At 67.5% G+C, this 24,327-nt stretch carries 24 protein-coding genes and 1 tRNA gene; 12 read left to right on the forward strand and 13 right to left on the reverse strand.

Going from position 1 to position 24,327, the window contains the following annotated elements:
• Positions 1-80: 80 nt before the first annotated feature.
• Positions 81-2,678: a M1 family metallopeptidase gene (locus tag AC0CH8_RS03865; protein ID WP_465238768.1), complete on the reverse strand. Its 2,598-nt coding sequence runs from the start codon at positions 2,676-2,678 to the stop codon at positions 81-83.
• A 108-nt stretch (positions 2,679-2,786) separates the two neighbouring features.
• On the opposite strand from AC0CH8_RS03865, the gene AC0CH8_RS03870 reads away from it, so the two are divergent.
• Complete coding sequence (locus AC0CH8_RS03870; protein WP_465238769.1) at positions 2,787-3,755, forward strand: NAD(P)H-dependent flavin oxidoreductase; 969 nt, start codon at positions 2,787-2,789, stop codon at positions 3,753-3,755.
• 183 nt (positions 3,756-3,938) lie between these two features.
• On the opposite strand, the gene AC0CH8_RS03875 is transcribed toward AC0CH8_RS03870, so the two are convergent.
• A complete protein-coding gene (locus AC0CH8_RS03875; protein WP_465238770.1) occupies positions 3,939-4,403 on the reverse strand; it encodes a DUF1465 family protein in 465 nt (154 codons plus the stop codon).
• Positions 4,404-4,475: 72 nt separating this feature from the next.
• Positions 4,476-4,673: a YdcH family protein gene (locus AC0CH8_RS03880; protein WP_211534347.1), complete on the reverse strand. Its 198-nt coding sequence runs from the start codon at positions 4,671-4,673 to the stop codon at positions 4,476-4,478.
• A gap of 168 nt (positions 4,674-4,841) precedes the next feature.
• Between AC0CH8_RS03880 and AC0CH8_RS03885 the strand changes: the two genes are divergently transcribed.
• Positions 4,842-5,000, forward strand: a complete 159-nt coding sequence (locus AC0CH8_RS03885) for a DUF465 domain-containing protein (protein ID WP_082474815.1) — start codon at positions 4,842-4,844, stop codon at positions 4,998-5,000.
• 32 nt (positions 5,001-5,032) lie between these two features.
• Here AC0CH8_RS03885 and AC0CH8_RS03890 read toward each other — a convergent pair whose 3' ends face one another.
• From AC0CH8_RS03890 to AC0CH8_RS03910, 5 genes are all read right to left on the reverse strand, one after another.
• Entirely contained in the window at positions 5,033-5,434 is a 402-nt protein-coding gene (locus AC0CH8_RS03890; protein WP_465238771.1) for a PilZ domain-containing protein, read from the reverse strand.
• A 110-nt stretch (positions 5,435-5,544) separates the two neighbouring features.
• A complete protein-coding gene (gene dksA, locus AC0CH8_RS03895) occupies positions 5,545-6,006 on the reverse strand; it encodes an RNA polymerase-binding protein DksA (RefSeq protein ID WP_204193934.1) in 462 nt (153 codons plus the stop codon).
• A 504-nt stretch (positions 6,007-6,510) separates the two neighbouring features.
• Positions 6,511-7,098 carry a hypothetical protein gene (locus tag AC0CH8_RS03900; protein ID WP_465238772.1) on the reverse strand — a complete coding sequence of 196 codons (588 nt, stop codon included), beginning with the start codon at positions 7,096-7,098 and terminating at the stop codon, positions 6,511-6,513.
• Positions 7,099-7,197: 99 nt separating this feature from the next.
• On the reverse strand, positions 7,198-7,422 hold the full coding sequence (locus AC0CH8_RS03905; RefSeq protein ID WP_465238773.1) for a hypothetical protein: 225 nt from the start codon (positions 7,420-7,422) through the stop codon (positions 7,198-7,200).
• Between the two features lie 167 nt (positions 7,423-7,589).
• Positions 7,590-8,099, reverse strand: coding sequence for a host attachment family protein (locus AC0CH8_RS03910; protein WP_465238774.1), 510 nt, complete (start codon positions 8,097-8,099; stop codon positions 7,590-7,592).
• Positions 8,100-8,245: 146 nt separating this feature from the next.
• On the opposite strand from AC0CH8_RS03910, the gene serS reads away from it, so the two are divergent.
• The 5 genes from serS to AC0CH8_RS03935 all read left to right on the forward strand — a co-directional run bounded on the left by serS (position 8,246) and on the right by AC0CH8_RS03935 (position 13,084).
• Entirely contained in the window at positions 8,246-9,523 is a 1,278-nt protein-coding gene (serS, locus tag AC0CH8_RS03915) for a serine--tRNA ligase (protein ID WP_465238775.1), read from the forward strand.
• The gene (surE, locus tag AC0CH8_RS03920) at positions 9,523-10,287 is read left to right on the forward strand and encodes a 5'/3'-nucleotidase SurE (RefSeq protein ID WP_465238776.1); all 765 of its coding nucleotides are present in this window, start codon (positions 9,523-9,525) and stop codon (positions 10,285-10,287) included. Before serS ends, surE begins: the two co-directional genes overlap by 1 nt.
• Before the next feature lie 3 nt (positions 10,288-10,290).
• On the forward strand, positions 10,291-11,418 hold the full coding sequence (locus AC0CH8_RS03925; protein WP_465238777.1) for a peptidoglycan DD-metalloendopeptidase family protein: 1,128 nt from the start codon (positions 10,291-10,293) through the stop codon (positions 11,416-11,418).
• Positions 11,419-11,468: 50 nt separating this feature from the next.
• Positions 11,469-12,698, forward strand: a complete 1,230-nt coding sequence (tyrS, locus tag AC0CH8_RS03930; RefSeq protein WP_465238778.1) for a tyrosine--tRNA ligase — start codon at positions 11,469-11,471, stop codon at positions 12,696-12,698.
• Between the two features lie 68 nt (positions 12,699-12,766).
• Entirely contained in the window at positions 12,767-13,084 is a 318-nt protein-coding gene (locus tag AC0CH8_RS03935; RefSeq protein ID WP_465238779.1) for a PilZ domain-containing protein, read from the forward strand.
• Positions 13,085-13,267: 183 nt separating this feature from the next.
• On the opposite strand, the gene AC0CH8_RS03940 is transcribed toward AC0CH8_RS03935, so the two are convergent.
• The gene (locus AC0CH8_RS03940; protein WP_204193969.1) at positions 13,268-13,708 is read right to left on the reverse strand and encodes a DMT family transporter; all 441 of its coding nucleotides are present in this window, start codon (positions 13,706-13,708) and stop codon (positions 13,268-13,270) included.
• Between the two features lie 42 nt (positions 13,709-13,750).
• Complete coding sequence (gene recG / locus AC0CH8_RS03945) at positions 13,751-15,802, reverse strand: ATP-dependent DNA helicase RecG (RefSeq protein ID WP_465238780.1); 2,052 nt, start codon at positions 15,800-15,802, stop codon at positions 13,751-13,753.
• 73 nt (positions 15,803-15,875) lie between these two features.
• Here recG and AC0CH8_RS03950 point away from each other — a divergent pair, with 73 nt between their 5' ends.
• Together AC0CH8_RS03950 and mfd are read left to right on the forward strand one after the other, a co-directional pair.
• Entirely contained in the window at positions 15,876-16,142 is a 267-nt protein-coding gene (locus tag AC0CH8_RS03950) for an FAD assembly factor SdhE (RefSeq protein WP_055847837.1), read from the forward strand.
• Positions 16,143-16,177: 35 nt separating this feature from the next.
• A complete protein-coding gene (gene mfd / locus AC0CH8_RS03955; protein WP_465238781.1) occupies positions 16,178-19,645 on the forward strand; it encodes a transcription-repair coupling factor in 3,468 nt (1,155 codons plus the stop codon).
• Positions 19,646-19,815: 170 nt separating this feature from the next.
• Here the strand turns inward: mfd and AC0CH8_RS03960 are convergent, their stop codons facing one another.
• The gene (locus AC0CH8_RS03960) at positions 19,816-20,220 is read right to left on the reverse strand and encodes a YybH family protein (protein ID WP_465238782.1); all 405 of its coding nucleotides are present in this window, start codon (positions 20,218-20,220) and stop codon (positions 19,816-19,818) included.
• Between the two features lie 11 nt (positions 20,221-20,231).
• Positions 20,232-21,689: an EAL domain-containing protein gene (locus tag AC0CH8_RS03965; RefSeq protein ID WP_465238783.1), complete on the reverse strand. Its 1,458-nt coding sequence runs from the start codon at positions 21,687-21,689 to the stop codon at positions 20,232-20,234.
• 127 nt (positions 21,690-21,816) lie between these two features.
• On the opposite strand from AC0CH8_RS03965, the gene moaA reads away from it, so the two are divergent.
• From moaA to AC0CH8_RS03980, 3 genes are all read left to right on the forward strand, one after another.
• Positions 21,817-22,821: a GTP 3',8-cyclase MoaA gene (moaA, locus tag AC0CH8_RS03970; protein WP_465238784.1), complete on the forward strand. Its 1,005-nt coding sequence runs from the start codon at positions 21,817-21,819 to the stop codon at positions 22,819-22,821.
• Complete coding sequence (locus AC0CH8_RS03975; protein ID WP_465238785.1) at positions 22,818-23,597, forward strand: NAD kinase; 780 nt, start codon at positions 22,818-22,820, stop codon at positions 23,595-23,597. The genes moaA and AC0CH8_RS03975 overlap by 4 nt, the downstream gene beginning before the upstream one ends.
• Before the next feature lie 97 nt (positions 23,598-23,694).
• A tRNA-Asn gene (locus AC0CH8_RS03980) sits at positions 23,695-23,769 on the forward strand.
• 219 nt (positions 23,770-23,988) lie between these two features.
• Here the strand turns inward: AC0CH8_RS03980 and AC0CH8_RS03985 are convergent.
• Entirely contained in the window at positions 23,989-24,261 is a 273-nt protein-coding gene (locus tag AC0CH8_RS03985; RefSeq protein WP_465238786.1) for a hypothetical protein, read from the reverse strand.
• Between the last annotated feature and the right edge of the window lie 66 nt (positions 24,262-24,327).

Genomic DNA, 24,327 nt, shown 5'->3' on the forward strand with positions numbered 1-24,327 from the left:
CAAGTCATACCACGGATACGATAAAGGGGAGTAGCGGCATCCCGCTACTCCCCTCCTTGGCGCTTCGAGTAACTAAGCCCTTACAAACCCAGCCAAGCCTGCGTGCCCGGACGCAACTTCTCGGCCGCCGCCTTGCGCACGCCGATCAGCTGGATCGTCTGCTGCGCCGGCTTGCGCGCCGGCTCCGGCAGATACTTGTCGGCATAGGCCCGGATCTTGCCCGGCATCGCCGGATCGTTCGATCCGCCACCCAGCCCGGCGACATAGCCGCCGCGCTGGCTCTGCTCGACGAAGGTGTCGACCAGTTCGCGGTTCGCGATCGCCCAGTCGAATGCCAGATCGGGGTGACGGCCCGCGACCGACCGCAACAGGCTGGCCTTCTGCGGCGGCGTCAGCGCGTCCGTCTTGATCAGGTCCAGCGCACGCTGACCGATCGCCGGATCGCGCGCCGCACCCAACAGCGAGACGTAGCGGTTCTTCACCACCGGCGACCGCTCCGCCTGCATCAGCTTCAGCAACTGATCCCACTCCGCCGACGTGGCGTTGATGGCATAGGTCGACAGGATCGGCTGGCGGATCGATGCCGGGATCGCCGTCGGGTTCGTCGCAAGCTGCGCGACATAGCTGCGGGCGCGGGCGACGACCATCGGATCGCCATTGGAGCCCAACCGCCCGACCAGCGTCTCGCGCAGGTTGTTCGCCAGCGGCTCCTCGCCCGGGCGCGCCTCGAACCCGATCCGCGCCAGCACCGGCGACAGCATCGCGTTGGTTTTGGTACGCAGCGGCTGCTCCAGCGGAGTCTGGTCGAACAGACCGGTCAGCGTGCCCAGCTTCGACGCCACGACCGACCATTCCAGCGGATCGGAGCCGGCATTCACCCGGTCCTGCACCGCGAAATAGCGGGTAAGGTCCTGATAACCTCCGAGCGCCAGTCCGAAATCGTCGCCGAGCGTGCCGACCCGGTCCTCCAGCGTCAGCTTCGCATAGTCGCGCACGATCGCGGAATGCCCGGCCTCGTCGTACAGGACGCGCGTGTAGCTGCCCTTGCCGCGGTTGAGCACCACGGTGCCGCAACCCTTGACCTGCACCGGCGTCACCTGCGCGCCCGATACGACGGCGCTGGTGCTGCCGCCGCCAACCATCGCGACGACCAGCGGTACGTGCCACGTCTGCGCGGTCTTCGACGGCGCGTCGAGGCCATAGCGCCCCTGCGACAGCGACACCGTCGTCACGCCCCCGGCGCAGCGCGCGCCGGTCATCGTCACCAGCGGCACGCCGCCCTGCAACGTGAAATCATGCGCGATCTTCGTCACGTCCCGGCCCGCCGCGGCCGACAACTCGGTCCAGAGCTGGTCGGTGACGGTGTTGCCGTATTTGTATTTCGCCATGTACCGGCGGATGCCGTCACGGAACTTCACCTCGCCCAGCGTCGACTCCATCATGCCGATGACGGCCTGACCCTTGGAGTAGGTGATGCCGTCGAATGCCTGACCGATCTCGTCGACGGTCTGGACGTGGCGGATGATCGGGTGAGTCGCCGCCGTCGCGTCGAGCTGCATCGCGCCCTCCCGCTCATAGGCGACGGCGACCGCATCGGCCTTCCACGTCGGGTTCAGAACGCTGGTGGCCTTGCCCTCCATCCAGCTCGCGAAGCCCTCGTTCAGCCACAGATCGTCCCACCAGCCCATCGTGACGAGATCGCCGAACCACTGGTGCGCCATTTCGTGCGCGACGACGCTGTGGACCTGCTGACGACCGCTCTCCGCGGTGCGGGCCGCGTCGAACAACAGGGTCGGCTCGAAATAGAAGATCGCCCCCCAATTCTCCATCGCGCCGAAAAACTGGCTGGACCCCGGACCGGCGATCATGTCCATCTTCGGCAGCGGATAGGGCTGGCCGAAATAGTCGTTGTAGTAGGCGAGCAGCCGCTTCGCCGCGCCCAGCGCGTAATCGCCCTGATCGACCACCCCCTTGCGGGTGATGACGCCGATCTCGACCGGCCCGCCCTTCACCGTCTTGCGATCGACATCGCCCATGCCGAGGAACAGCAGATAGCTGGACATCAGCGGCGTCTCGCCGAACTTGTACAGTTGCGACCCGTCCGCCTGTTTCGCCACGTTGCTGGCGGGCATGTTGGAATAGGCCAGCTGCCCCGCGGGCGCGGTGGTCGTCAGGCGGAACCGCGCCTTGAACGACGGCTCATCCCACATCGGTGCGAACTTGCGCGCGTCCGGGGCCTCGAACTGGGTCGCCAGCATGCGCGCCGGCGTGCCGTCCGCATTGCTGTAATCGATCGCGAAGAAGCCTGATGCCGACTGGCTGATCTTGCCCGTCCACTGGAACGCCACCGCGTGGCGACCCACCGTCGCCGGTGCCGCCAGCGTCAGGGTCAGCGTCTGCGCCTCCTTGTCCATTGCGATCTTCGCAGGCTTGCCGTCGAACGTCGCGCTGGTCACGTCGAGATCGGCGGCGTTCAGCACGATCGTGCGGGTCGCTTCCCGCACGTCGACCGTCACTGTTTCCGACCCCGAAAAGGTCAGCGTCTTGGCATCCGGCCGCACGCTGATATCGTACAGCACGGGCACGACGTTGCGTGGCAATTGCCCGGAAGACGTAGCGGCGGCGAGCGCCGGCGCGGACACGGACAGCGACAGCAGGACTGCGACGGCGAGCTTCATGAAACAGAATCCCCTATTCGGTGTATGGTGAGTGTCATACGCCATCCGAAGCGGGTTTCAACGGGTGGTCGCTGGACAGCATCGTCTCGTCCCGCCAAGGTTCGCGGCATGACGCTTCCCGCCCTGTTCGATCGCCTACGCCTGCCGGTCATCGGCTCGCCGCTGTTCCTGATTTCCGGCCCGGAACTGGTGATCGCGCAGTGCAAGGCGGGCATCGTCGGCTCGTTCCCGGCCCTCAACGCGCGCCCCTCTGCGATGCTCGACGAATGGCTGCACCGGATCACCGAGGAACTCGCCGCGTACAACCGCGCCAATCCCGATGCCCCCGCCGCGCCATTCGCCGTGAACCAGATCGTCCACCGCTCGAACGATCGGTTGGAGGCGGACCTGATCACCTGCGCCAAATGGCAGGTGCCGATCGTCATCACGTCACTGGGCGCACGCGAAGACCTGAACGCCGCCGTTCACGGCTGGGGCGGCATCACGCTGCACGACGTCATCGACGACACCTTCGCCCGCAAGGCGGTGGCGAAGGGCGCGGACGGCCTGATCGCAGTCGCTGCTGGTGCGGGCGGGCATGCCGGCCGCCAATCGCCGTTCGCACTCATCCAGGAAATCCGGCAGTGGTTCGACGGACCGTTGGCACTGTCCGGGTCGATCGCCAACGGCGGCGCGGTGCTGGCCGCGCAGGCGATGGGCGCGGACCTCGCCTATATCGGCTCCGCCTTCATCGCCACCGACGAAGCCAACGCCGACGCGGCCTACAAACAGGGTATCGTCGACGGGCGCGCCAAGGACATCGTCTATTCCAGCCTCTTCACCGGCGTTCACGGCAACTATCTGCGCGGCTCGATAGAAGCGGCCGGGCTCGACCCGGACGCTCTACCGGAGGGCGACTACAAGACGATGAATTTCGGCCAGAGCAACGGCGGCGAAGGCAGCAAGGCCAAGGCGTGGCGCGACATATGGGGGTCCGGCCAAGGCATCGGCGTCATCGACGCGGTCGAACCGGTCGCAGCGCGCGTCGCCCGGATGCAGGCGGAATACGACGCCGCAAGGGCGCGCATCGGCGCCTGAGGGCTGGAACGCCTGCCCGACCCCGTTCCCCTCCTTATTTTCGCCTTCAGGGGATTGATGCGGATCGCTCTCCCCTAAACGGGATGCCTCCTTTCTACTCGCTCCCCTTCAGGGGAGGGGTTGGGGTCGGGCCTGTCCGCCGGTGACTCGCCACCGAAATCAGCCTTACTCCCGTCAGCCGATCTAAAACGACGCAGCCAACCGCCGCTGCAACGAATGCACGCCACACGCCGCCGTCGGCACGTCACCCGCCAGCGTCCGGTCCATTGCCGCAGCGCGGCGGTGCAGCGCCGCACTTGCCGCAATCAGCCGCCCTGCCCGCGGCGGCAACGTCGCCGCGACGTCCGCATCATGAGCGGGAGCATCGCCCAGCCGGCGAGACGGATCGGCGGCGGCCCGCGGGGTGAGTTCGCCCGCCTCGACCGCGCGTTGCGTCATCAGCCATGCTATGACGTGCATCAGCCGTGTCGTCACCTTCAGCGACTCGCACGAGAACGTCACGCGGGCGAACGGATCGAGCGACTCCCGCTCCGCCCGGCCGGCCTCGTCGAAATACGCGCGCGCCTCGTCCGCCAGCAACATCGCGTCGGTGTAGAGCGCATCGACGAAGCGGCGATCGAGCCGCGAATCAGGCGTGGTGCGGGTCATGACGGATAATTTACACGAGCGGCGTGACGCGACCATGCCCTACGCGCGCGCCGTGCGTCCCGAAGTCGCGCGTTAAGCAATAATGTCGGGGACCAGTTGGTCTTCCAGCATCGCAATCTCATCGCGCAGCCGCAGCTTGCGTTTCTTGAAGCGTGCGAGCTGGAGCTGGTCGGGCACCGGGACGATCGCCAGCGCAGCGATCGCGGCGTCCAGGTCGCGATGGTCCTGCCGCAGCACGTCCAGCCTGGCGATCAGTTGCGTATCGTCCACTTGCGTCCCCAACCCCGTGCGATCGGCTCTCTGTAACGGAAAAGCGGCCCGTGGAAACGGCCGACGGACGATCGCGCACGGAACATCGCAATCGGTTTCGATCGCATGGCGACAAAACCACGCGTGCGTGGTTTACTCCATTCCCCGTTAGCAAAGGAGACCCTGCCCATGCAGTCGACCGCGCATCAGACAGCCCTGGAGGGCAAGCATGCCACGCTTGATCGGCGCATCGCCGAAGAAGAGCACCGGCCGCTTCCCGATGCTGTGACGTTGGCCGCACTCAAGAAGCAGAAACTCAAGCTCAAGGAAGAGATCGCCGGACTGTAGAGCCGGTGATCGCAAGCCCTGCCTCGCCCACTTCAGCGGCGGGGTAGCGGCTTGGCATAGAAGGGCGTCGTCGTGCCGCCGCCGATCGGTTTCCGCGCCAGTTGCGGGTCGATCGCCTGGTCAAGCGCGATGCCCAGCCGCCCCTCGGCGCACCACGCCACCTTGCCGGTGACCGCGCCGACACCGCGCATGTCCAGCCATACCGGTGTGCTCGCGGCGACCCGCGCCGGATGCTCCGCCATCAGGCCCCCTGCCGACAGGTTGCGGATGCGAACGTCGAATACGGTCGGATCGTCGCCGATTTTCAGATGGGCGCTGAGCAGCAGGCTGTCGCGATGCCGCTGCCGGGAGCCCGACCCGCTATCGGCATCCCCGCCACCGCCATGATGCGCGTCCGGCTCCGCTCCGTTCCACTCGCGTGAGATGCCGTCCATATTCACATGCGCCCGTATGACCTGACCGAGCGTCCGCGTACCCGGCAGAACGTCGCCAAATCCTTAAAATGAGCGCTCGCGTTCCCTGAAGCGTCCCGCTTCGGGACGGTTTAATCCTCGCGGGAAACCTTCTCGTTACGCTCGTGCCGCTCCTGCGCCTCGACCGTCATCGTCGCGATCGGCCGCGCCTCCAGCCGACCCAGGCTGATCGGCTCGCCGGTAACCTCGCAGTACCCGTATTCGCCCTCGTCGATCCGCCGGATCGCCGCATCGATCTTGCTGATCAACTTGCGCTGCCGGTCCCGCGTCCGCAACTCAATCGACCAGTCGGTCTCGCTCGATGCACGATCGGTCAGGTCCGCCTCGCGCAGCGAGTCGACCTGAAGCTGCGAGAGAGTCCCCTGCGCCTCCAGCAGGATCGATTCTTTCCAGCACAGCAATTTGTCACGGAAGTATGCCTGCTGACGCAGGCTCATGAACGGCTCGTCGGCCGTGGGTCTGTAGCCGTCGGCATCGTTCGCCGCGCCCAGACCGGAGGGAAGCTCATCCACGCGATTCAACACGGTCGCCATGCCCCACTCTCCTTCGACCCATCGTGCGCGGCATGTTTGCTCGCGGCATCGGGTCGCCCCCAAATATCGATGCGCCTATAGTAGCGGATCGAACGCCTCACAAGCGGACGGTGAAGAAACCGGGTCCGTGTTTTCAAACCGATGTGGCGGGAAAACCACGCTCTAGCCGCGCTGCGTAGGTGCCACAGTGGTTACGAGGTCTGCGCTGTATCATTGTGGCACGTTAACCCCGCGAAGCATGATCCATGCGGTCGTTCCGGAGCAAAACTCCGCCAAATCGTGGTTAACGCGATTGCGCTTAAGAGTTTGTTGGCCCCCTTACTCGCACAGCGGGTAGGTGCCGCCGAATCCCGGGTGTCCGGGCTTTGGTTGCGACGCAAACGGGAAAGCGACCGATCTTATGTCTGTGCGGATGGCTCTTGCAAAACTCTGCGCTTGCGCCTGCGGCGGAGCCGTGATCGGCGGCGGCGCTGTTCATGTCGCCGAGCGTCCGCAACGCGTCGCCTATTCCAAGCAGAAGATGGTCAAGCGAGTCGCCCATCGCCAGGTCGCCAGCAAGCCGCGCGTCCGCCGCGTCACGACCCGCACGACCACGACCTGCGCGCCCGCGGTCGTCACCGTCTCCACCCAATCGCCGCCCGTTCCGATCCCCGAACCGATGGGCAGCCCGTTCATCGGCGGCGGTGGCGGCTTCGCGCCGGCGGTGATCGGTGGCGGCTTCGGTGGCGGTCCCGGCTTCGGCGGCGGATTTGGCGGGGGCTTCGGCTTTGGTGGCGGCGGTGGCGGCGGTTCGGTGGTCATCTCGTCCACCAGCTCCGGCGGCAACGTCATCTCCAGCTCCAGCTCGGGCAATGTCTCGAGTTCGACCGGCGGCGTCTCCAGCTCGTCGGGCAACGTGTCGACCTCGTCGGGCAGCGTGTCGAGCTCCGGCGACGTTTCTACCTCGAGCGGGAACGTCTCCACGTCGTCGGGCGTGTCGACATCGTCGGGTGTTTCCACGTCGAGCGGCAACGTGTCGACCTCGTCTGGTGTCTCCACGTCGTCCGGGGTTTCGACCTCGTCGGGCGTGTCCACGTCGTCGGGGGTCTCCACCTCCTCCGGTATCTCCAGCGCCAGCTCGGCGTCCAGCGCCAGTTCGGCGTCGAGTGCGAGTTCGGCCTCCAGCGCCAGTTCCGCCTCGGGCAGCAGCGGCTATCCGGGCAAACCGGGCCATCCGTCGTCGAGCGGCGGCTGGTCGTCGAGCGGCGGGTGGAGCTCCAGCGGCGGCTGGTCGTCGAACGGCTCGTCTGCGAGCAGCGCCTCCTCGGCCTCGAGCGCGTCCAGCGCATCGTCGGCGTCGAGCGCCTCTTCCGCCTCGTCCGCCTCGTCCGCCAGCAGCGCATCGGGCAGCACCGGCTCCAGCGGCGGCCCGCCCACACCTGTTCCGGCCCCCCCGATGGTCCTCCTGTTCGGTGCAGCGGCCGCCGCGCTCGTCGCACGTCACCGCCGCGCCAAGCCGCAGGCCGCCTGATCCGCTGACATGAAAAAAGGCTCCTGCACGAAGCGGGAGCCCTTTTCCGGTGCGGTACGGTCGTGCCGCGTCGTTACGCCGACCGCAGCGCCTGCTCGATATCGGGCACTGCATGCCCGGTCAGGTCCTTGGCCAGTTCGCCCGTCAGCCGGTCGCTAACCGCTTTGTGGTAATGCTTGCGCAGTTCGCCCAGCGTCTTCGGCGGCGCGACGATGATCAGCGATTCGAACTCGTTCGCGAGCGCCCGGCGCTTCAGCATGTCGGCAGTCTCCGCAGCGAAGCGGTCTTCCTCCTGCTGATGATAGTCGGTTTCACCCATCGACCCACGCGACGGGGCGAACTGCGCGCCACCGCCCGAGGCGTGGTTGCTGCCACCCTGCGCCACCGCGGGGGCACCCGCACCGGTCTGCGTCGAGCGCGCACCGCCAGCGGCATCCGTCTTCTGGTCGCGATCGGCCGGATTCACAAGCTCCTGCGCGTGTTCGACCTGCAAGTTCGGGAATTCGGCATCACCTTCGTTGCGGAAGAACAGCGCCTTGCGACCGTCGGCCACGAGCACGAACGCGTTGTGGGGAACCTGCATCGTCTCATCTCCTGATTATCGTGCATCTGGAGGGTGTAACGCCGGCCGCGGCGAGAGGGTTGCCGGTCCCTTGCTCAAGTACGCTCGCCCGCGCAGTCGGACGCCCGTCTTGCGTGGCTTCCCCGCGCCCGGCATAGCCCCGCGCCATGCACGACATTCGCGCCATTCGGGACGATCCCGCCGCTTTCGACGCCGCCCTTGCCCGCCGCGCGCTGCCTGCGCAGGGCGAGTGGCTGGTCGCGCTGGACGAGCGCCGCCGCCGCACCACCGCCGCCGCGCAGGACGCGCAGACCCGCCGCAACGACCTGTCGAAGCAGATCGGTCAGGCCAAGGCGCAGAAGGACGAGGTCCGCGCCACGGCGCTGATGGCGGAGGTTGCCGACCTCAAAGCGCGCTTGCCGCAACTGGAAGAGGAAGAACGCGCGATCGGCGCGGAACTCGACGCCGCTCTCGCTGCGATCCCCAATCGTGCCGCGGCCGACGTGCCGGAGGGCAAGAACGAGGACGATAACCGGCTGGTGTCCGAATGGGGCACCCCGCGCGCGTTCGACTTCGACGTTCGCGAGCATGACGCGATCGGTCCCGCGTTGGGCATGGATTTCGAGGCGGGGATTGCCATCGCGGGTGCCCGCTTCACGCTGTTGCGCGGCGGCATCGCCCGCCTGAACCGCGCGCTCGGCCAGTTCATGCTCGACCGCCTCGTCGCTGAGCACGGGTATGAAGAGGTTGCGCCGCCGGTGCTGGTGCGCAGCGAGGCGCTGTTCGGCACCGGCCAGTTGCCGAAGTTCGCCGACGACCTGTTCCGGACGACGGACGATCGGTGGCTGATCCCGACGGCGGAGGTGTCGCTGACCAACCTCGTGCGCGAACGCGTGCTGGCGGAGGCCGAATTGCCGCTGCGCCTCGCCGCGCTGACGCCCTGCTTCCGTTCGGAAGCCGGCGCGGCGGGGCGCGATACGCGCGGGCTGATCCGCCAGCACCAGTTCGACAAGGTCGAGATGGTGTCGATCGTGACGCCCGATGCGTCCGATGCCGAGCACGAGCGCATGACCCGCGCCGCCGAGGGTGCGCTGGAAGCGCTGGATCTGCCGTATCGCCGGATGCTGTTGTGCAGCGGCGACATGGGCTTCTCCGCCGCGCGCACCTATGATCTGGAGGTCTGGCTGCCGGGTCAGACGGGGTATCGCGAGATTTCGAGCTGTTCGACCTGCACCGACTTTCAGGCGCGCCGGATGAACGCCCGCTATCGCCCGGAAGGCGGCAAGCCGCATTTCGTGCACACGCTGAACGGGTCCGGCCTCGCGGTTGGGCGCACGCTGGTCGCCGTCATCGAGAATTATCAGCAGGCGGACGGTTCGGTCACGGTCCCGGCGGTGTTGCAGCCGTATCTGGGTGGCATGGCCGTGCTGGAGCCGGCGCGCTGATGCGAATCCTGCTGACCAACGACGACGGGTATCATGCTCCCGGCCTGAAGGTGCTGGAGCGGATCGCCGCAGCATTTTCCGACGATGTCTGGATCGTTGCGCCCGCCGACGAACAGTCGGGCGCGGGCCACTCGCTGACGCTGACCCGGCCGCTTCGCGTGCGCCGCCACGACGACAGGCGTTTCGCCGTCGCCGGCACGCCGACGGACGCGGTGATGATGGCGGTGGCGAAGATCATGGCCGATGCGCCGCCCGATCTGATTCTCTCGGGCGTTAATCGCGGCGCCAATCTGGGTGAGGACGTGACCTATTCGGGCACCGTGTCCGCCGCGATGGAAGGTGCGCTGGCCGGCATTCGATCGATCGCATTGAGCCAGGTGTACAGCCGCGACGGGCTGGGCGATGCGGTTCCATTCGGGGTGGCGGAGGCGTGGGGCGAGCGGGTGCTGCGGCCCCTGATCGACGCGCCGATGACGCCTCGCACGCTGGTCAATGTCAACTTTCCGGCCGTGCCGGTCGACGCGGTGAAGGGCATCCGCGTCGCTCCGCAGGGCCTGCGCGATTACGGGCGGCTGAAGATCGTCACCAACACCGATCCGCGCGGCTACGACTATCACTGGTTCGCCCTCGGCGTGACGGAGCATCGCCCCGGCAGCGACGACGATCTGGCGGCGGCGGCGGAGGGCCATATCTCCGTCACCCCGCTGCATCTGGACATGACGCACGCAGCGTCGCTCGCGATGCTCGAACGGGCGTATCGCTGAGCGATGCGGACGCGGGCGCTCCTGCTGATCGCGGTCGGTCTCGCCGGCTGCATCCCGCAGGTCGAGCCGCCTGCCTCCTACAGGACCCCGCCATTCGGAGGGCCTGCCGAACGACCTGCGGAACCGGTCGCAGACCCCGTGCCTGACGAACCGCCGCAAGATACATTGGGCGCGGCGGAGGAGCCGGATCGCCGCGTCGGCACCGTCGCGCTGCCGGCCGCCAGTTCCAAGCCGGCCTGGGAAGCGCGCCCTGTCGCAGCGGATGCAGTGGAGGTCGAGGCATCGACCTACACCGTGCGGTCCGGCGACACGCTGCGCCGGATCGCCGACCGCACCGGCGCGGGGCTGGACGCGATCGCGCGCGCGAACGGCATCGCCTCGCCCTACACCGTGCGGATCGGACAAAGGCTTGATATCCCGGCGGGGCGCTATCACCTCGTCCGGTCGGGCGAGACGGGGATCGCGATCGCCCGCGCCTACGGTGTGGAATGGTCGCGGATCGTGTCCGCGAACGTGCTGGCGGAGCCGTACACGCTCAGCGCCGGGCGGCGGATCGTGATCCCCGGCACCGCCGCCGGCCAATCGCGCGCGTCCGAACGCGCGGCGGCCTTCCGCCTCGACGTCGACGACATCCTGACCGGCGGCGAGCCGGCGCTCGCCCAGAACCAGGCACCCGCGCGGCCGGTGTCGCGACCGACCCGCAAGCTGCCGCCCACCACCCCGGTCGCGCCGCCGGTCCGGCTGGCGGGGGGCGGCTTCGGCTGGCCGGTCGACGGCCGCGTCGTCAAGCGGTTCGGCCCCGGTGCCAGCGGCGAACGCAGCGACGGGATCAAGATCGCGGTGCCGCTGTCGACCCCCATCCGTGCGACCGCCGACGGCGTCGTCGCCTATGCCGGCGACGGCATCAAGGCGCTGGGCGGCCTCGTCATCATCAAGCATGGCGGCGGCTGGACAAGCGTCTACGGCCATGCTTCGAAGCTGCTGGTCAGCCGCGGCCAGAGCGTCAAGCGCGGCCAGACGATCGCGCTGTCGGGCGATACGGGCTTCGCAGCCGACCGGCCAGAAGTGCATTTCGAACTGCGCAAGGGCCGGACTCCCGTCGATCCGCAGGCGCAACTTCCGCAGACGTGACGCAATCCGCGGGACGTGACGCCGCGCCCGCGAGTTGCTAACCGCCGGCCATGTCCTACCAGTCCGACCTGCTCACCGTCCTCGGCAACCGCGGCTACATCCACCAGCAGACCGACGCGGTGGCGTTCGATGCGCTGGCGGCGAAGCAGATCGTCCCCGGCTATATCGGCTTCGATCCGACCGCGCCGTCGCTGCACGTCGGCAGCCTGGTGCAGATCATGCTGTTGCGCCGGCTTCAGCAGACCGGCCATAAGCCAATCGTGCTGATGGGCGGCGGCACCGGCAAGATCGGCGATCCGAGTTTCAAGGACGAGGCGCGCAAGCTCCTGGGCGAGGACGGGATCAAGGCCAATGTTGCGTCGATCCGGCGGATTTTCGAACGCTTCCTGATCTTCGGCGACGGACCGACCGACGCGGTGATGCTCGACAATGCGGACTGGCTCGACGCGCTGGAATACATCCCGTTCCTACGCGATGTCGGCCAGCATTTTTCCGTCAACCGGATGCTGTCGTTCGATTCCGTCAAGCTGCGGCTGGATCGCGAGCAGTCGCTGTCGTTCCTCGAATTCAACTACATGATCTTGCAGGCGTACGACTTTCTGGAACTGTCGCGCCGTGCCGGCTGCCGGTTGCAGATGGGCGGCAGCGATCAGTGGGGGAACATCGTCAACGGCATAGAACTGGCGCGGCGGATGGACGGCACCGAAGTGTTCGGCTTGACGACCCCACTCATCACGACCGCGGATGGCGGCAAGATGGGCAAGACGATGTCGGGTGCGGTGTGGCTGCACGAAGATCAGTTGCCGCACTTCGATTACTGGCAGTTCTGGCGCAACGCCGACGATCGCGATGTCGGGCGCTTCCTGCGCCTGTTCACCGACCTGCCGCTCGACGAGATCCGCCGGCTGGAAGCGCTGCCCGGCGCGGAGATCAACGAGGCGAAGAAGGTGCTCGCCAACGAGGCGACGGCGATGTGCCGCGGCCGTGCCGCCGCCGAGGAGGCTGCCGAGACTGCGCGCCGGACGTTCGAGGAGGGTTCAGGTGGTGCCGCACTGCCGACCTTGATGGTGAGCGGGTCGATCGGCGTGCTCGACGCGCTGCTCGGGCTCGGGCTCGTGAAATCCAAGGGCGAAGCGAAGCGCCTGATCGCGGGCGGCGGTGCGCGCGTCGACGGCGAGGCGATCGGCGACGACGCGGCGTCGATCGCCGTTGCTGCACCGCGCCGGCTGTCAGCGGGCAAAAAGCATCACGGAATGCTGGTTCCCAGTAATGCAGATTAACGTCCGGTAAGGATTCGCACCGGTATACGAAGTTCGCGTCATCGGAGCCGACGCGACGAGGATCGAGAATGAACAGCGCCGGCCTTCGCACCAGCATCGACGATCGCAGCGAACCCCGCATCGACGTCATCCACCGCACCCGTCTGGCGTGCACGGATGGGATCGAGCGGTTGGCGACGGTCGTCAACGTCTCCGCCCGCGGGCTGATGGTACGAGTCGACGGCGAATATGGCGAGGGCGACCGCATCCAGATCACGCTGCCGCGGGTCGGCAAGGTCGCCGCCGAGGTCCGCTGGTCGCTGGGTGGTCGCATCGGGTGCCGGCTGGAGCGGATGATCGGGATGTCCGACTATCACCAGCTGTTACAGGCGATCCGCCGCGCCTGAACACAAAACAAGCCGCCGATCTTGCGACCGGCGGCTTCCCCCGACGGACATCGGGAAGGCTGGGCTGGACGGCAGGATCACTCCCGGCCCGACCCTCTGGATACCTGCATGATCTTCTAATGACAGCCGGTCAATACGCATCCGTCACGGCTTTGTAACAATTCGGGACGCCGGGTCAGCGTCTTAGCCACGCCGGACCAGCAGCACACCGGCGATGACCAGCGCGACACCACCGATCCTCGCCACGCTGACGGGCTCGACCTTCAAGCCCAACAGCCCGAAATGGTCGAGCAGGATGGCCGTGACGAGTTGCCCTGCGACCGCGATCGTCAACGTCGAGGCCAGGCCCAGCCGCGGCGCGGCATAGGCCAGGGCGGCGACGAAGCACGCACCGTACAGCCCGCCGGCCCACGCCCAGCCAGGTGCCCCTTTCAGGGCGGAGAGCGGTGTGCGGTCCAGCGCGGCCCATCCCGCCGCGAGCACCATCGTACCGACCGCGAACGACACCAGCGAAGCGAGCCAGAGCGACCCGGATATCTTCGCGAGCGCGGCGTTGGTCGGCGGCTGCACGGCGACGCCAACACCGGCGAGCAGGACGATCAGGATGGGGATCAGGGCAGCCATGACCGCGATCGTTGGCCGCAAGGGCCGAACCCGTCAATGCTGCTAGCCCGACCGCAGCCGCGCCACCCCCGCATCGCGTTCGAACAGGTACAGCGCTATCCGCGCCGCCTGCCCCCGCTCGCCCTCCAGACCGCCGTCGCGATCAACCAGCAGCCGCGCATCGTCCTGCGCGCATTGCAGCAGGTCCGGCAGCAGGTCGGGTGGCGCAAGGCGGAAGCCCTGCTCCCCGGACTGGCGCGTCCCCAGCATCTCGCCACCCCCACGCAGCCACAAATCCTCCTCGGCAATGCGGAAGCCGTCGTTCGTCTCCCGCATCAGCGCCAGTCGCGCGCGCGACGTCTCGGACAGCGATGATCCCCGCACCAGCAGGCAGCGCGACAGACCGCCGCCGCGCCCCACGCGTCCGCGCAACTGATGGAGCTGCGCCAGCCCGAAACGGTCGGCATGCTCGATCACGATCAGCGTCGCGTTCGGCACGTCGACGCCGACCTCGATCACCGTCGTCGCGACCAGCACGCCCAGCGCCCCCGCCGAGAACGCCGCCATAACGTCGTCCTTCTCCGTGGGCTTCATTCGGCCGTGAACGACGCCGACCTTGCCCGGGAAGCGCCGCCCGAGTTCCTCCGCCCGGGCCTCGGCTGCAGCGAGATCCGACTTCTCGCTCTCCTCGACCAGCGGACACACCCAATAGGCTTGCCCGCCTTCCGAAAGGTGGCGACCCAGCGCATTCACCACCTCGTCCAGCCGATCCTCCGATATGACGCGCGTCTCGATCGGCTGCCGGCCCGGCGGCATCTCGTCGAGCCGGCTGACGTCCATCTCGCCATATTGCGCCAGCGTCAGCGTACGCGGGATCGGCGTCGCGGTCATCGCCAGCAGGTGCGGAGGGCGCGCGCCCTTGGCTTGCAGCATCAGCCGCTCGGCGACACCGAACCGGTGCTGCTCGTCCACCACCACCAGCGCCAGATCGCGATAGCCGACCGCCTCCTGAAAGATCGCGTGCGTACCGACGAGGATATCGATCGATCCGTCGGCCAGCCCCATCAGCGTCGCCTCCCGCACCCGCCCCTTGTCGCGCCCGGTCAGCACCGCGACCTCCAGCGGCAGCCCGGCGAGCGTGCGCCGCAGCGTCTCGTAATGCTGCCGCGCAAGGATCTCGGTCGGGGCGAGCATCGCCGCTTGCGCCCCCGCCTCCACCGCGACCAGCGTCGCCATCGCCGCGACCAGCGTCTTGCCCGACCCGACATCGCCCTGAAGCAGCCGCAGCATCGGTGCCTCCTGCGCCAGATCGCCCTCAATCTCCCGCACCGTCCGCGCCTGCGCGCCCGTCAGGCTGTACGGCAGCTTCAACAGGTCGCGCAGCCGGCCATCGCCCGCCAGCGCCCGGCCTCGGCGTTTGCGCGTGTCGGCGCGCACCAGCGTCATCGCCAGCTGGTTGGCGAACACCTCGTCATAGGCCAGCCGCGCCCGCGCCGTCGCGTCGGCGGGATCGGCGTGGATGCGGACCAGCGCCTCGCGCCAGTCGGGCCAGTCACGCTTCGCCTTCAGCCCCGGCTCGATCCACTCGGGCAGCACCGGTGCGCGCTCGATCGCCTGCTCGACGAATCCCGACAGTCGCCGCGACGTCACCCCCTCGGACAGGGGATAGATAGGCTCGCGCGCCCGCAGGACCTCACCCGGATCGGCCAGTTCGGGGTGTACGATCTGGAGATCCTGGCCGTACTGGTCCAGCCTCCCCGACACCAGCTTCGGCTCGCCCAGCGGCAGCAGCTTCTTCGCCCAGCCGGGATGCCCCCCGAAATAGGTCAGGCTGACGGCATTTCCCGCGGCGTCGAACGCGTTGACCCGGGTCGGTCCGCGCCCGTTCGACTCGCGATAGCTGCGCGGCGTCAGCACGATGGCGATGATCCGGCCGGCATCGGCCGCGTCCAGTTCCTCGCGCGCGACCCGATCGACCCAACCCGTTGGCAGGTGGAACGCGACATCGACGACACGCGCCAGCCCGAGCCGGTCGAGCGGCTTGGCGAGCGCCGGCCCGACGCCCTTCAGCGACGTGACCTCTGCGAACAGCGGATTGAGGATAGCGGGACGCATGACTAGATACGCTCCTATACCCCAGCCGACGGGCGCCGCCAGCGCCCGCCGGCTCATCGCCGTTGGGAGCCTTATGGATCACGAAATCCGCATCAAGCGTCTGCGATTCCGCAGTTGGCACCGCGGCACGAAGGAGGCCGACCTGATGATCGGCGGTTTCTTCGACGCGCATCACGCCGGCTGGACTGCCGACGAGCTCGACTGGTTCGAGACGCTGCTGGAGGAACAGGATGTCGACATCATGGCGTGGGCGATCGGGTCGCTCCCCTGTCCGCCGCAATGGGACGGCCCGATGATGCATGCGATGCGCCAGCTCGGCTACGTCCCCATCGCCAAATGACTTAGCCCCTCCCGCATCGGGAGGGGGGAGATACCATGCCCGACCTGAAGACGATCCTGACCGCCAAGACCCCGCTGACCCTGTCCGGCGTCCCCGACGGGTTCCGCCCATCGCTGCTCGCCGATCTGGCACGGGCGGCGAAGACGCGGCTGGTGTTCGTCGCCGCCGACGATCAGGCGATGCGCGCGATCGCTGCGACCGCACCCTATTTCGCACCCGATCTGGAGGTGGTGCAGTTCCCCGCCTGGGACTGCCTGCCCTATGATCGCGCCTCCCCCACGCTGCGCATCATGGCCGAGCGGATCGCCGCGCTGCATCGGTTGCAGGCCAAGCCGAAGACGCCGCAACTGGTGCTGACGACGGTGAACGCCGCGACCCAGCGCGCGCTGACGCCATTCCGCATCCGCCAGCTGGTCGCGACGCTCGCGCCGGGCGAGCGGATCGGCCGCGACGATCTTGCCACACTCCTGCAAGCCAATGGCTATGTCCGGACGGAAACCGTTCACGATCAAGGAGATTATGCTGTTCGAGGCGGCATCGTCGACCTGTTCCCGAGCGGGGAGGAACAGGCGTTGCGCCTCGACTTCTTCGGCGATGAGATCGAGAGCGTCCGCACCTTCGATGCGCTGGACCAGCGCACCACCGGCCGCATCGACGGCTTCACCCTCCTGCCCGCGTCCGAGGCGCTGCTGGAGGAAGAGTCGATCAAGCGCTTCCGGACGCGCTATCGCGAGAGGTTCGGCGCCACCGCGACCGGCGATCCGCTGTATCAGGCGGTGTCGGACGGTCGCCGTCTCGCCGGCATGGAGCACTGGCTGCCCCTGTTCGAGGACAAGCTGGTAACGCTGTTCGATCATCTCGACGCCGAGGCCGTGATCGTCCGCGACGGCGTCACGGGTGCCGCAGGCGAAAGCCGGTTCGAGGCGATCGCCGACTATTACGAAAACCGTAAACGCGCGGAGGCGGCGCAGCCGGGTAGCTATCGCCCCCTGCCCGCCAAGGCCCTGTACCTCGATGCCGACGAGTGGCGCGCCGCGCTGGATACGGCGACCACCCACGTCACGACCCCCTATCACGAGCCAGAGTCGAAAACCGTCCTCGACTTCGAGGTCGACGGCCCCCGTGACTTCGCCCCGGAGCGCGCCGCGCAGACCAACGTCTACGAAGCGGTCGTCGAGCATCTGGAGAAACTGCGCAAGGACGGTCGTAGGCCGGTCCTCGCCAGCTATTCGATCGGCGCGCGAGAACGCCTCGGCAACCTGTTGAAAGATCACGGGTTGAAGGGCGGCAAAACGGCGGAGACGTGGCAGGAGGCGCTGGGCGTCGCCGATACCGCCAAGAGCTTCGGCGTCGCGCTGGTCGTGCTGCCGCTCGACCACGGCTTCACGGCCCCCGGTGTCGCCGTACTGACCGAGCAGGATATGCTCGGCGACCGGCTGGTCCGCCGGACCAAGCGCAAGAAGTCCGCCGATGCGTTTCTCGCCGAGCTCGCGACGCTGTCGCCGGGCGACCTCGTCGTTCACGCCGATCACGGCATCGGCCGTTATGTCGGGCTGACCTCCGTCCCGGTCGGCAAGAGCCCGCACGATTGCGTCGCGCTGGAATATGCCGGGGGCGACAAGCTGTATGTCCCGGTCGAGAACCTCGAAGTCCTGAGCCGCTACGGATCGGGCGAGGAAAGCGCCAGCCTCGACCGACTAGGCGGCGAGGCGTGGCAGCGTCGCAAGTCGAAGATGAAGGAGCGCATCCGCGAGATCGCGGGCGACCTGATCCGGACCGCAGCCGAGCGCGCGCTGCATCAGGGGGACGTCATGGAGCCGGACGCCGCGGGCTATCCCAGCTTCGTCGACCGCTTCCCCTATTCGGAAACCGACGATCAGGACCGCGCGATCGACGACGTGCTGAACGATCTTGCCGCGGGCAAGCCGATGGATCGGCTGATCGTCGGCGATGTCGGCTTCGGCAAGACCGAGGTGGCCCTGCGCGCCGCCTTCGTTGCGGCGATGGCCGGCAAGCAGGTCGCGGTGGTGTGCCCGACGACGCTGCTCGCGCGTCAGCATTTCAACAACTTCAGCGCCCGGTTCGATGGCTTTCCGATGAAGATGGGGCGCCTGTCGCGTCTCGTCACCGCGGGGGAGGCGAAGGCGACGCGCGACGGATTGGAAGCGGGCACGATCGATGTTGTCATCGGTACGCACGCGCTGCTGGCGAAGAACATCGACTTCAAGCGGCTGGGGCTGGTGATCGTGGACGAGGAACAGCGGTTCGGCGTCACGCACAAGGAGAAGCTGAAGGCATTGCGGGCGGACGTCCACATGCTGACGCTGACCGCGACGCCCATCCCGCGTACGCTCCAGATGGCGATGTCGGGCCTGCGCGAACTCTCGGTGATCCAGACGCCGCCGGTCGATCGCCTCGCGGTGCGCACCTATGTCATGCCCTGGGATCCGGTCGTGCTGCGCGAGGCCCTGCTGCGCGAGCATTATCGTGGCGGACAGAGTTTTATCGTGACGCCGCGGCTTGCCGACCTGCCGGACCTCGAAGATTACTTGAGGAAGGAGGTGCCCGAAATCCGCTACGTCGTGGCGCATGGCCAAATGAGTGCGACCGATGTCGAAGAGCGGATGAGCGCCTTCTACGACAAGAAGTTCGAGGTGCTGGTATCGACCACGATCATCGAGAGCGGCATCGACATCGCCTCCGCCAACACGCTGATCGTCAACCGCGCCGACCGCTTCGGCCTTGCCCAGCTCTACCAGCTACGCGGGCGCGTCGGCCGCGCGAAGACGCGCGCCTATGCCTATCTCGTGACTCCGCCGGAGCGGCAGATGACCGACGCCGCGGAAAAGCGGCTGAAGGTGCTGTCCGATCTCGACTCGCTGGGGGCCGGGTTCCAGCTGGCCAGTCATGATCTCGATATCCGGGGGGCCGGTAACCTGCTGGGTGACGAACAATCCGGTCATATCAAGGAGGTTGGCTACGAACTCTACCAGTCGATGTTGGAAGAGGCGATCATGGATGCGAAGGCCGGCGGCCTGCGCGATCGCCCGCGCGACTTCAGTCCGCAGATCACCGTGGATGCGCCGATCCTGATCCCGGAGGATTATGTCCCCGATCTCGACCTGCGCATGGGCCTCTATCGCCGCCTGAACGAGCTGGAGGCTTCGCAGGAGATCGAGGCGTTCGCGGCGGAGCTGATCGACCGGTTCGGGCCGCTGCCCGACGCGACGGACAATCTGATCCGCGTCATCGAGATCAAGCTCAATGCGCGCAAGGCCTGCATCGCCAAGATGGACGTCGGCGCGAAGGGCGTACTGGTCAGCTTCCATGACAATAAACCGGCGAATATTGATGCCTTGCTGGCCTATGTCGACAGGCTGAAGGATGTCGCGAAGCTGCGCCCCGACGGCAAGCTTGTCCTCAACCGGGCGTGGCCCGACGCCAAGGCTCGACTGCATGGCGCGCTGCAATTGTCGAAGGGGTTGGCGAAAACGGCAGGGTGAGAGGCGGAAGATATCCGACCTCGCAGTGCCTAATTACAAGCGATCAAACGCGTCGCCCCTGCTGCGTCATGCCGGACTCGTCCGGGCATGATGGAGAGGGTGACAACATGAGTCCCACCGCCTGCCAGGATATAGCGCCGCCGCGACTGCCCGGGGTGGCCCCCTACCGATCAGCTACTATGGTCGCTCAGGATCAGCCATTTGCCACCGCGCTTCTCGAACACCAGCGTCGTCATGCCGGTCTCGATCTTGTCGCCGGTCAGCGTCCACCGCGCGATGTACAGCCGGTGCGTCGGATCGAGCGCCTTCTCCACCAGCGGCTTGAAACTCAGCGTCCCGCGCAGCTTGCCGGTCGCGCCGTAATTCTTCCGGTACCGGGCCGCGATCGCTGCCTTGCCCCGCGCGAGCCCGTCCCCGTCGCCGGTCACGAACACCGCATCGTCGGCATACACTGCCAGGAAGCGATCGAGATCGTTGGTGTTCCACCCCGCCGCGCTTTCCGCCATCGCCTTCCCGACACCGTCTTCTGCGGGAGCCTGCGCCACGATCGCGGCGGGAGCCAGCACGAGCATCATCGACGAACCGATCATTGTCCCTCCACCATCCGCACCAGCGCAGCCTCGTCGAGCGGGCCAGCGCGCAGGAAGCCCTGATACCAGCCGCATCCTTCCGCTGCCAGCAAGGCCAGTTGCTGCGGCGTCTCGACCCCTTCGGCGATCACCGCCAGGCCCAACGCCCGGGCGATCTCGATCACCCCTCGCACGACGACGCGGTCGCGAGGATTGCCGGTAATGTCGCGCGCCAACGCCTTGTCGATCTTCAGATAATCGAGCGGCAGCGCCTTGAGATAAGCCAGACTGGAATAGCCCGTGCCGAAATCGTCTATCGCCACCCGGCACCCCGCCCCGCGCAGTTCGGCGAGCAGCGCCGCCGCGGCATCCAGTTCGCGGATCATGCCGGTCTCGGTCACCTCGACCGTCAAACGTCCGCGCGGAAAACCGCTGGCGTCGACGCGGTCGAGGAACAGCCGCGCGAAGCCGGCGCGGGTCACGTCGGCCGCAGTGAGGTTGACCGACAATCGCAGGGTACCCAGCGACCGCGGCCACGCCGCCGCCCGCGCCAGCGCCAGTTCCTGGATATGATCGGACAAGGCGATGCCGAGGTCTGCGCGGTCGGCGGCGGCGAACAACTCCTCCGCGCCCAGCGACCCCAGCCGCGGATGCGACCAGCGCGCCAGCGCCTCCACCCCGACGATGCGCCCCGTCGCGATCTCCACCTGCGGCTGGAACACCACCGCGATTTCCCCGGCCGCGACCGCATGATGCAGGTCGATCGCGAGTTCGTCGGGCGGCGCCGCCCCCTCCCGCGCGGCGACCCGCACGGTCGCGCCGTCGCTCGCGCGGGCATGTTCCAGCGCGTCGATCGCGCGGCGAACCAGCGCGGCGGTATCGTCGCCGGCCTCCGGCTGCGCCAGTCCCAACCGCGCACCCGCCATCACCGGCACGTCGCCGATCGCATAGGGCCGCGCAAGCGCCTGCGCGATCCGGGCGACAGCGGCGGCCGCCTCGCCCTGGTGCACTGCCACCAGGAAACGTGCCGCTGACAGGGTCGTGACGGACGCCCCCGTCGCCGCGGAGATACGTTCGGCCGCCTGCAACAGCGCCGCATCGCCCGCGCCGCGCCCATGCGCGGCGTTGAGCAGGTCGATCCGCGAGAGAGCGACCGCGATCACCGCCTTGTCGCGTTGCGCAGGGAAAGCGTTCGGTATGTCGGCCGCTTCGCCTAGCGGCGTGCGCCGCTCGTGCAGTCGGGCCATGGCAGCGAACCGGCGGGCGGCCGTCACGGATGCGTCATCGCACGGCTCGGTCAGGAAATGGCTCGCTCCCGCCGCGGCATAGGGCAGCGGGTCTTCGCCAGCCGCGAGCAGGACCAGCAGCGGTCCTCCATCGGCGGCGAGCGCGACGACCTCCGTCAGAGCCGCGTCGGGCCGACCACGCGCATCCACCAGCGGCACGGCCCCGCCCTGCTCTTCGCCCCCGTTCATTGCCCGATCCTAGGGGAAAGCCGCACGTCGTGGGAAGAGCATGTTCGGCATCGCGGTGAAAGGTTGCGCTCGCGCGGAGAAAAGTCGGGCTTGCCGCCGCCCCTCCCGCATCCTAGCTCCTTTCGTGATGAGTTGCGCCACCACCAACCCGATGATCGACCCGCACGGCCGAACGATCCGCTATCTGCGCATCTCCGTCACCGATCGTTGCGATCTCCGCTGCCGATATTGCATGTCGGAGAAGATGACGTTCCTGCCGCGATCGGCACTGCTGAGCCTGGAAGAGATCGCGATCATCGCCGAACGCTTCATCGCGCGCGGCGTCACGAAGATTCGCTTGTCGGGCGGCGAGCCGCTGGTCCGCCGCGATGTCGGCGAGCTTGTGCGACGGCTCGGCCGACTGGTTGGCTCCGGCCTCGACGAACTGACGATGACCACCAACGGCACGCACCTCGCGGAACATGCCAGCGAGATGGTCAACGCCGGGATCCGCCGCGTCAACGTCAGCCTCGATAGCCTCGAACCCGACACCTTCCGCTTCATCACCCGGCACGGCGACGTAACGCAGGTTATCGCCGGCATCCGCGCGGCCCGCGATGTCGGACTACGGGTCAAGATCAACGCCGTGGCGCTCAAGGGTCTCAACGAACACCAGCTTGCGCCGATGCTGCGCTGGTGCGTCGAGGAAGGGCTGGACCTGTCGCTGATCGAGACGATGCCGCTCGGGGCGATCGACGAGGATCGCACGGACCGTTTCCTGCCGCTCACTTCGGTGTTCGACGCACTGTCCGCGGAGTTTCCGCTGGTCCGTGATTCGCACCGCACCGGCGGACCGGCACGCTATTGGCGGGTAGAGGGCACCGACACGCGTCTCGGCCTGATCTCGCCGCTGACCGCCAATTTCTGCGACGGCTGCAACCGCGTGCGGCTGACGACCGAGGGCAAGCTGTACCTCTGCCTCGGTCACGACGATCAGGTCGATCTGAAGGCTGCGTTGCGCGACGGCGGCATTGGGGCGCTGGACGAGGCGATCGACATCGGCCTCGGCCGCAAGCCCGCGCGCCACGACTTTCGGATCGAGGCCGGCTCTGCCCCGGCGGTCGCCCGGCATATGAGCGTCACCGGCGGATGAGCCAGCCGCCGCGGCGGGCGCTGGTCGCCTCCCCCACCGCCCCGGCGCAGACCGCCGCGGCGGAACTGGCGGATGCGCAGGACTGGGTGGATGTCGAGGATGCCGACCTGATCGTCGCGCTCGGTGGCGACGGTTTCATGCTCCAGACGCTGCATCGCATGCTGGAGCGTCGCAAGGCGCCCGTGCCGGTGTTCGGGATGAACCTGGGCACCGTCGGCTTCCTGATGAACGAGTGGCGCCGGCATGGTCTGGAGGGGCGACTGGAACAGGCGCGTCCGTTCAAGGTCACGCCGCTGCAATGCACCGTCACCGGCAGCGACGGGCGCATCCACTCCATGCCCGCGATCAACGAAGTGTCGCTGCTCCGCGAAACGCGCCAGACCGCCAAGCTGGAGGTGATGGTCAACGATCGCATCGTCCTGCCCGAGCTCGCCTGCGATGGTATCCTCGTCGCCACGCCCGCAGGATCGACCGCGTACAATTTCTCCGCGCAGGGCCCGATCCTGCCGCTGGGATCGAACCTGCTGGCGCTGACGCCGATCAGCCCCTTCCGCCCCCGGCGCTGGCGCGGCGCCATCCTGCCCGACAAGGCGCGGATCGCCATCCGGGTGCTCGACTCCGGTAAGCGACCGGTGTCGGCCGTCGCCGACCAGCGTGAGATCCGCGACGTGGCGGAGGTAACGATCTGCGTCGATCGCGCGCGCGAACTGACGCTGATGTTCGATCCCGAACATGCGCTCGACGACCGCATCACGATGGAACAGTTCATCGCCTGACCACCACAGTCCGGCGGTCGTGAACGGATTGTCGCAATATGGTCACGCAAGGGGTTGCGCCGCCGTTTCGACCGTTTATAGGACCGCGGCACGGCATTCCCTGATAGCTCAGCGGTAGAGCTCTCGACTGTTAATCGAGCGGCCGTAGGTTCGAATCCTACTCAGGGAGCCAGCCCCAACATCGTCGGAATACCGCCTCCGCGCGATGTGGTGGCTGCTCGGTGGAACCGCCACTGGCGGATTCTGCCGCGCCTTTTTCAAGCCGCGGGCTGGATCACGTGGCCTGCAGTTCCACGCCGCGACGTCGGCTCGCCCGAGCCACCGCGCAGACGCCATCCTTCTGACCGGCAGACATCCCGTCGCGTGGGTGGACGGCGGGACGCTCGTCCCGCTAATTGCGCCCAGGCACCCCGGTGCGGCGACGTGCCAGCGCGTTTTCGGCGTTGACACCGTTCTCATTGTCGATCGTCGCCCACTCCCGGCGCGTGTGGCATACGCTCTTCGACAGGAAGCTCCCCAGCGCCTGCTCACGGCGGCACACCTTCTTGTCGGGATCGGGCGTGGCGGAGGGCGTCTCCTTGCTCGCAGGCGCGTCCTGAGCGCCTGACGAGGCTGCCACCAGCAGCGCGGCGGCCGAGGCGATCATGATCGTCATCTTCGTCATGCGATGTTCCTATTCAACGAGCGAATTCTTGGCGACCCACGGCGACCGTCGTCCGGGCGTAAACAC

The sequence above is a fragment of the Sphingomonas sp. AC435 genome, from assembly GCF_979253005.1.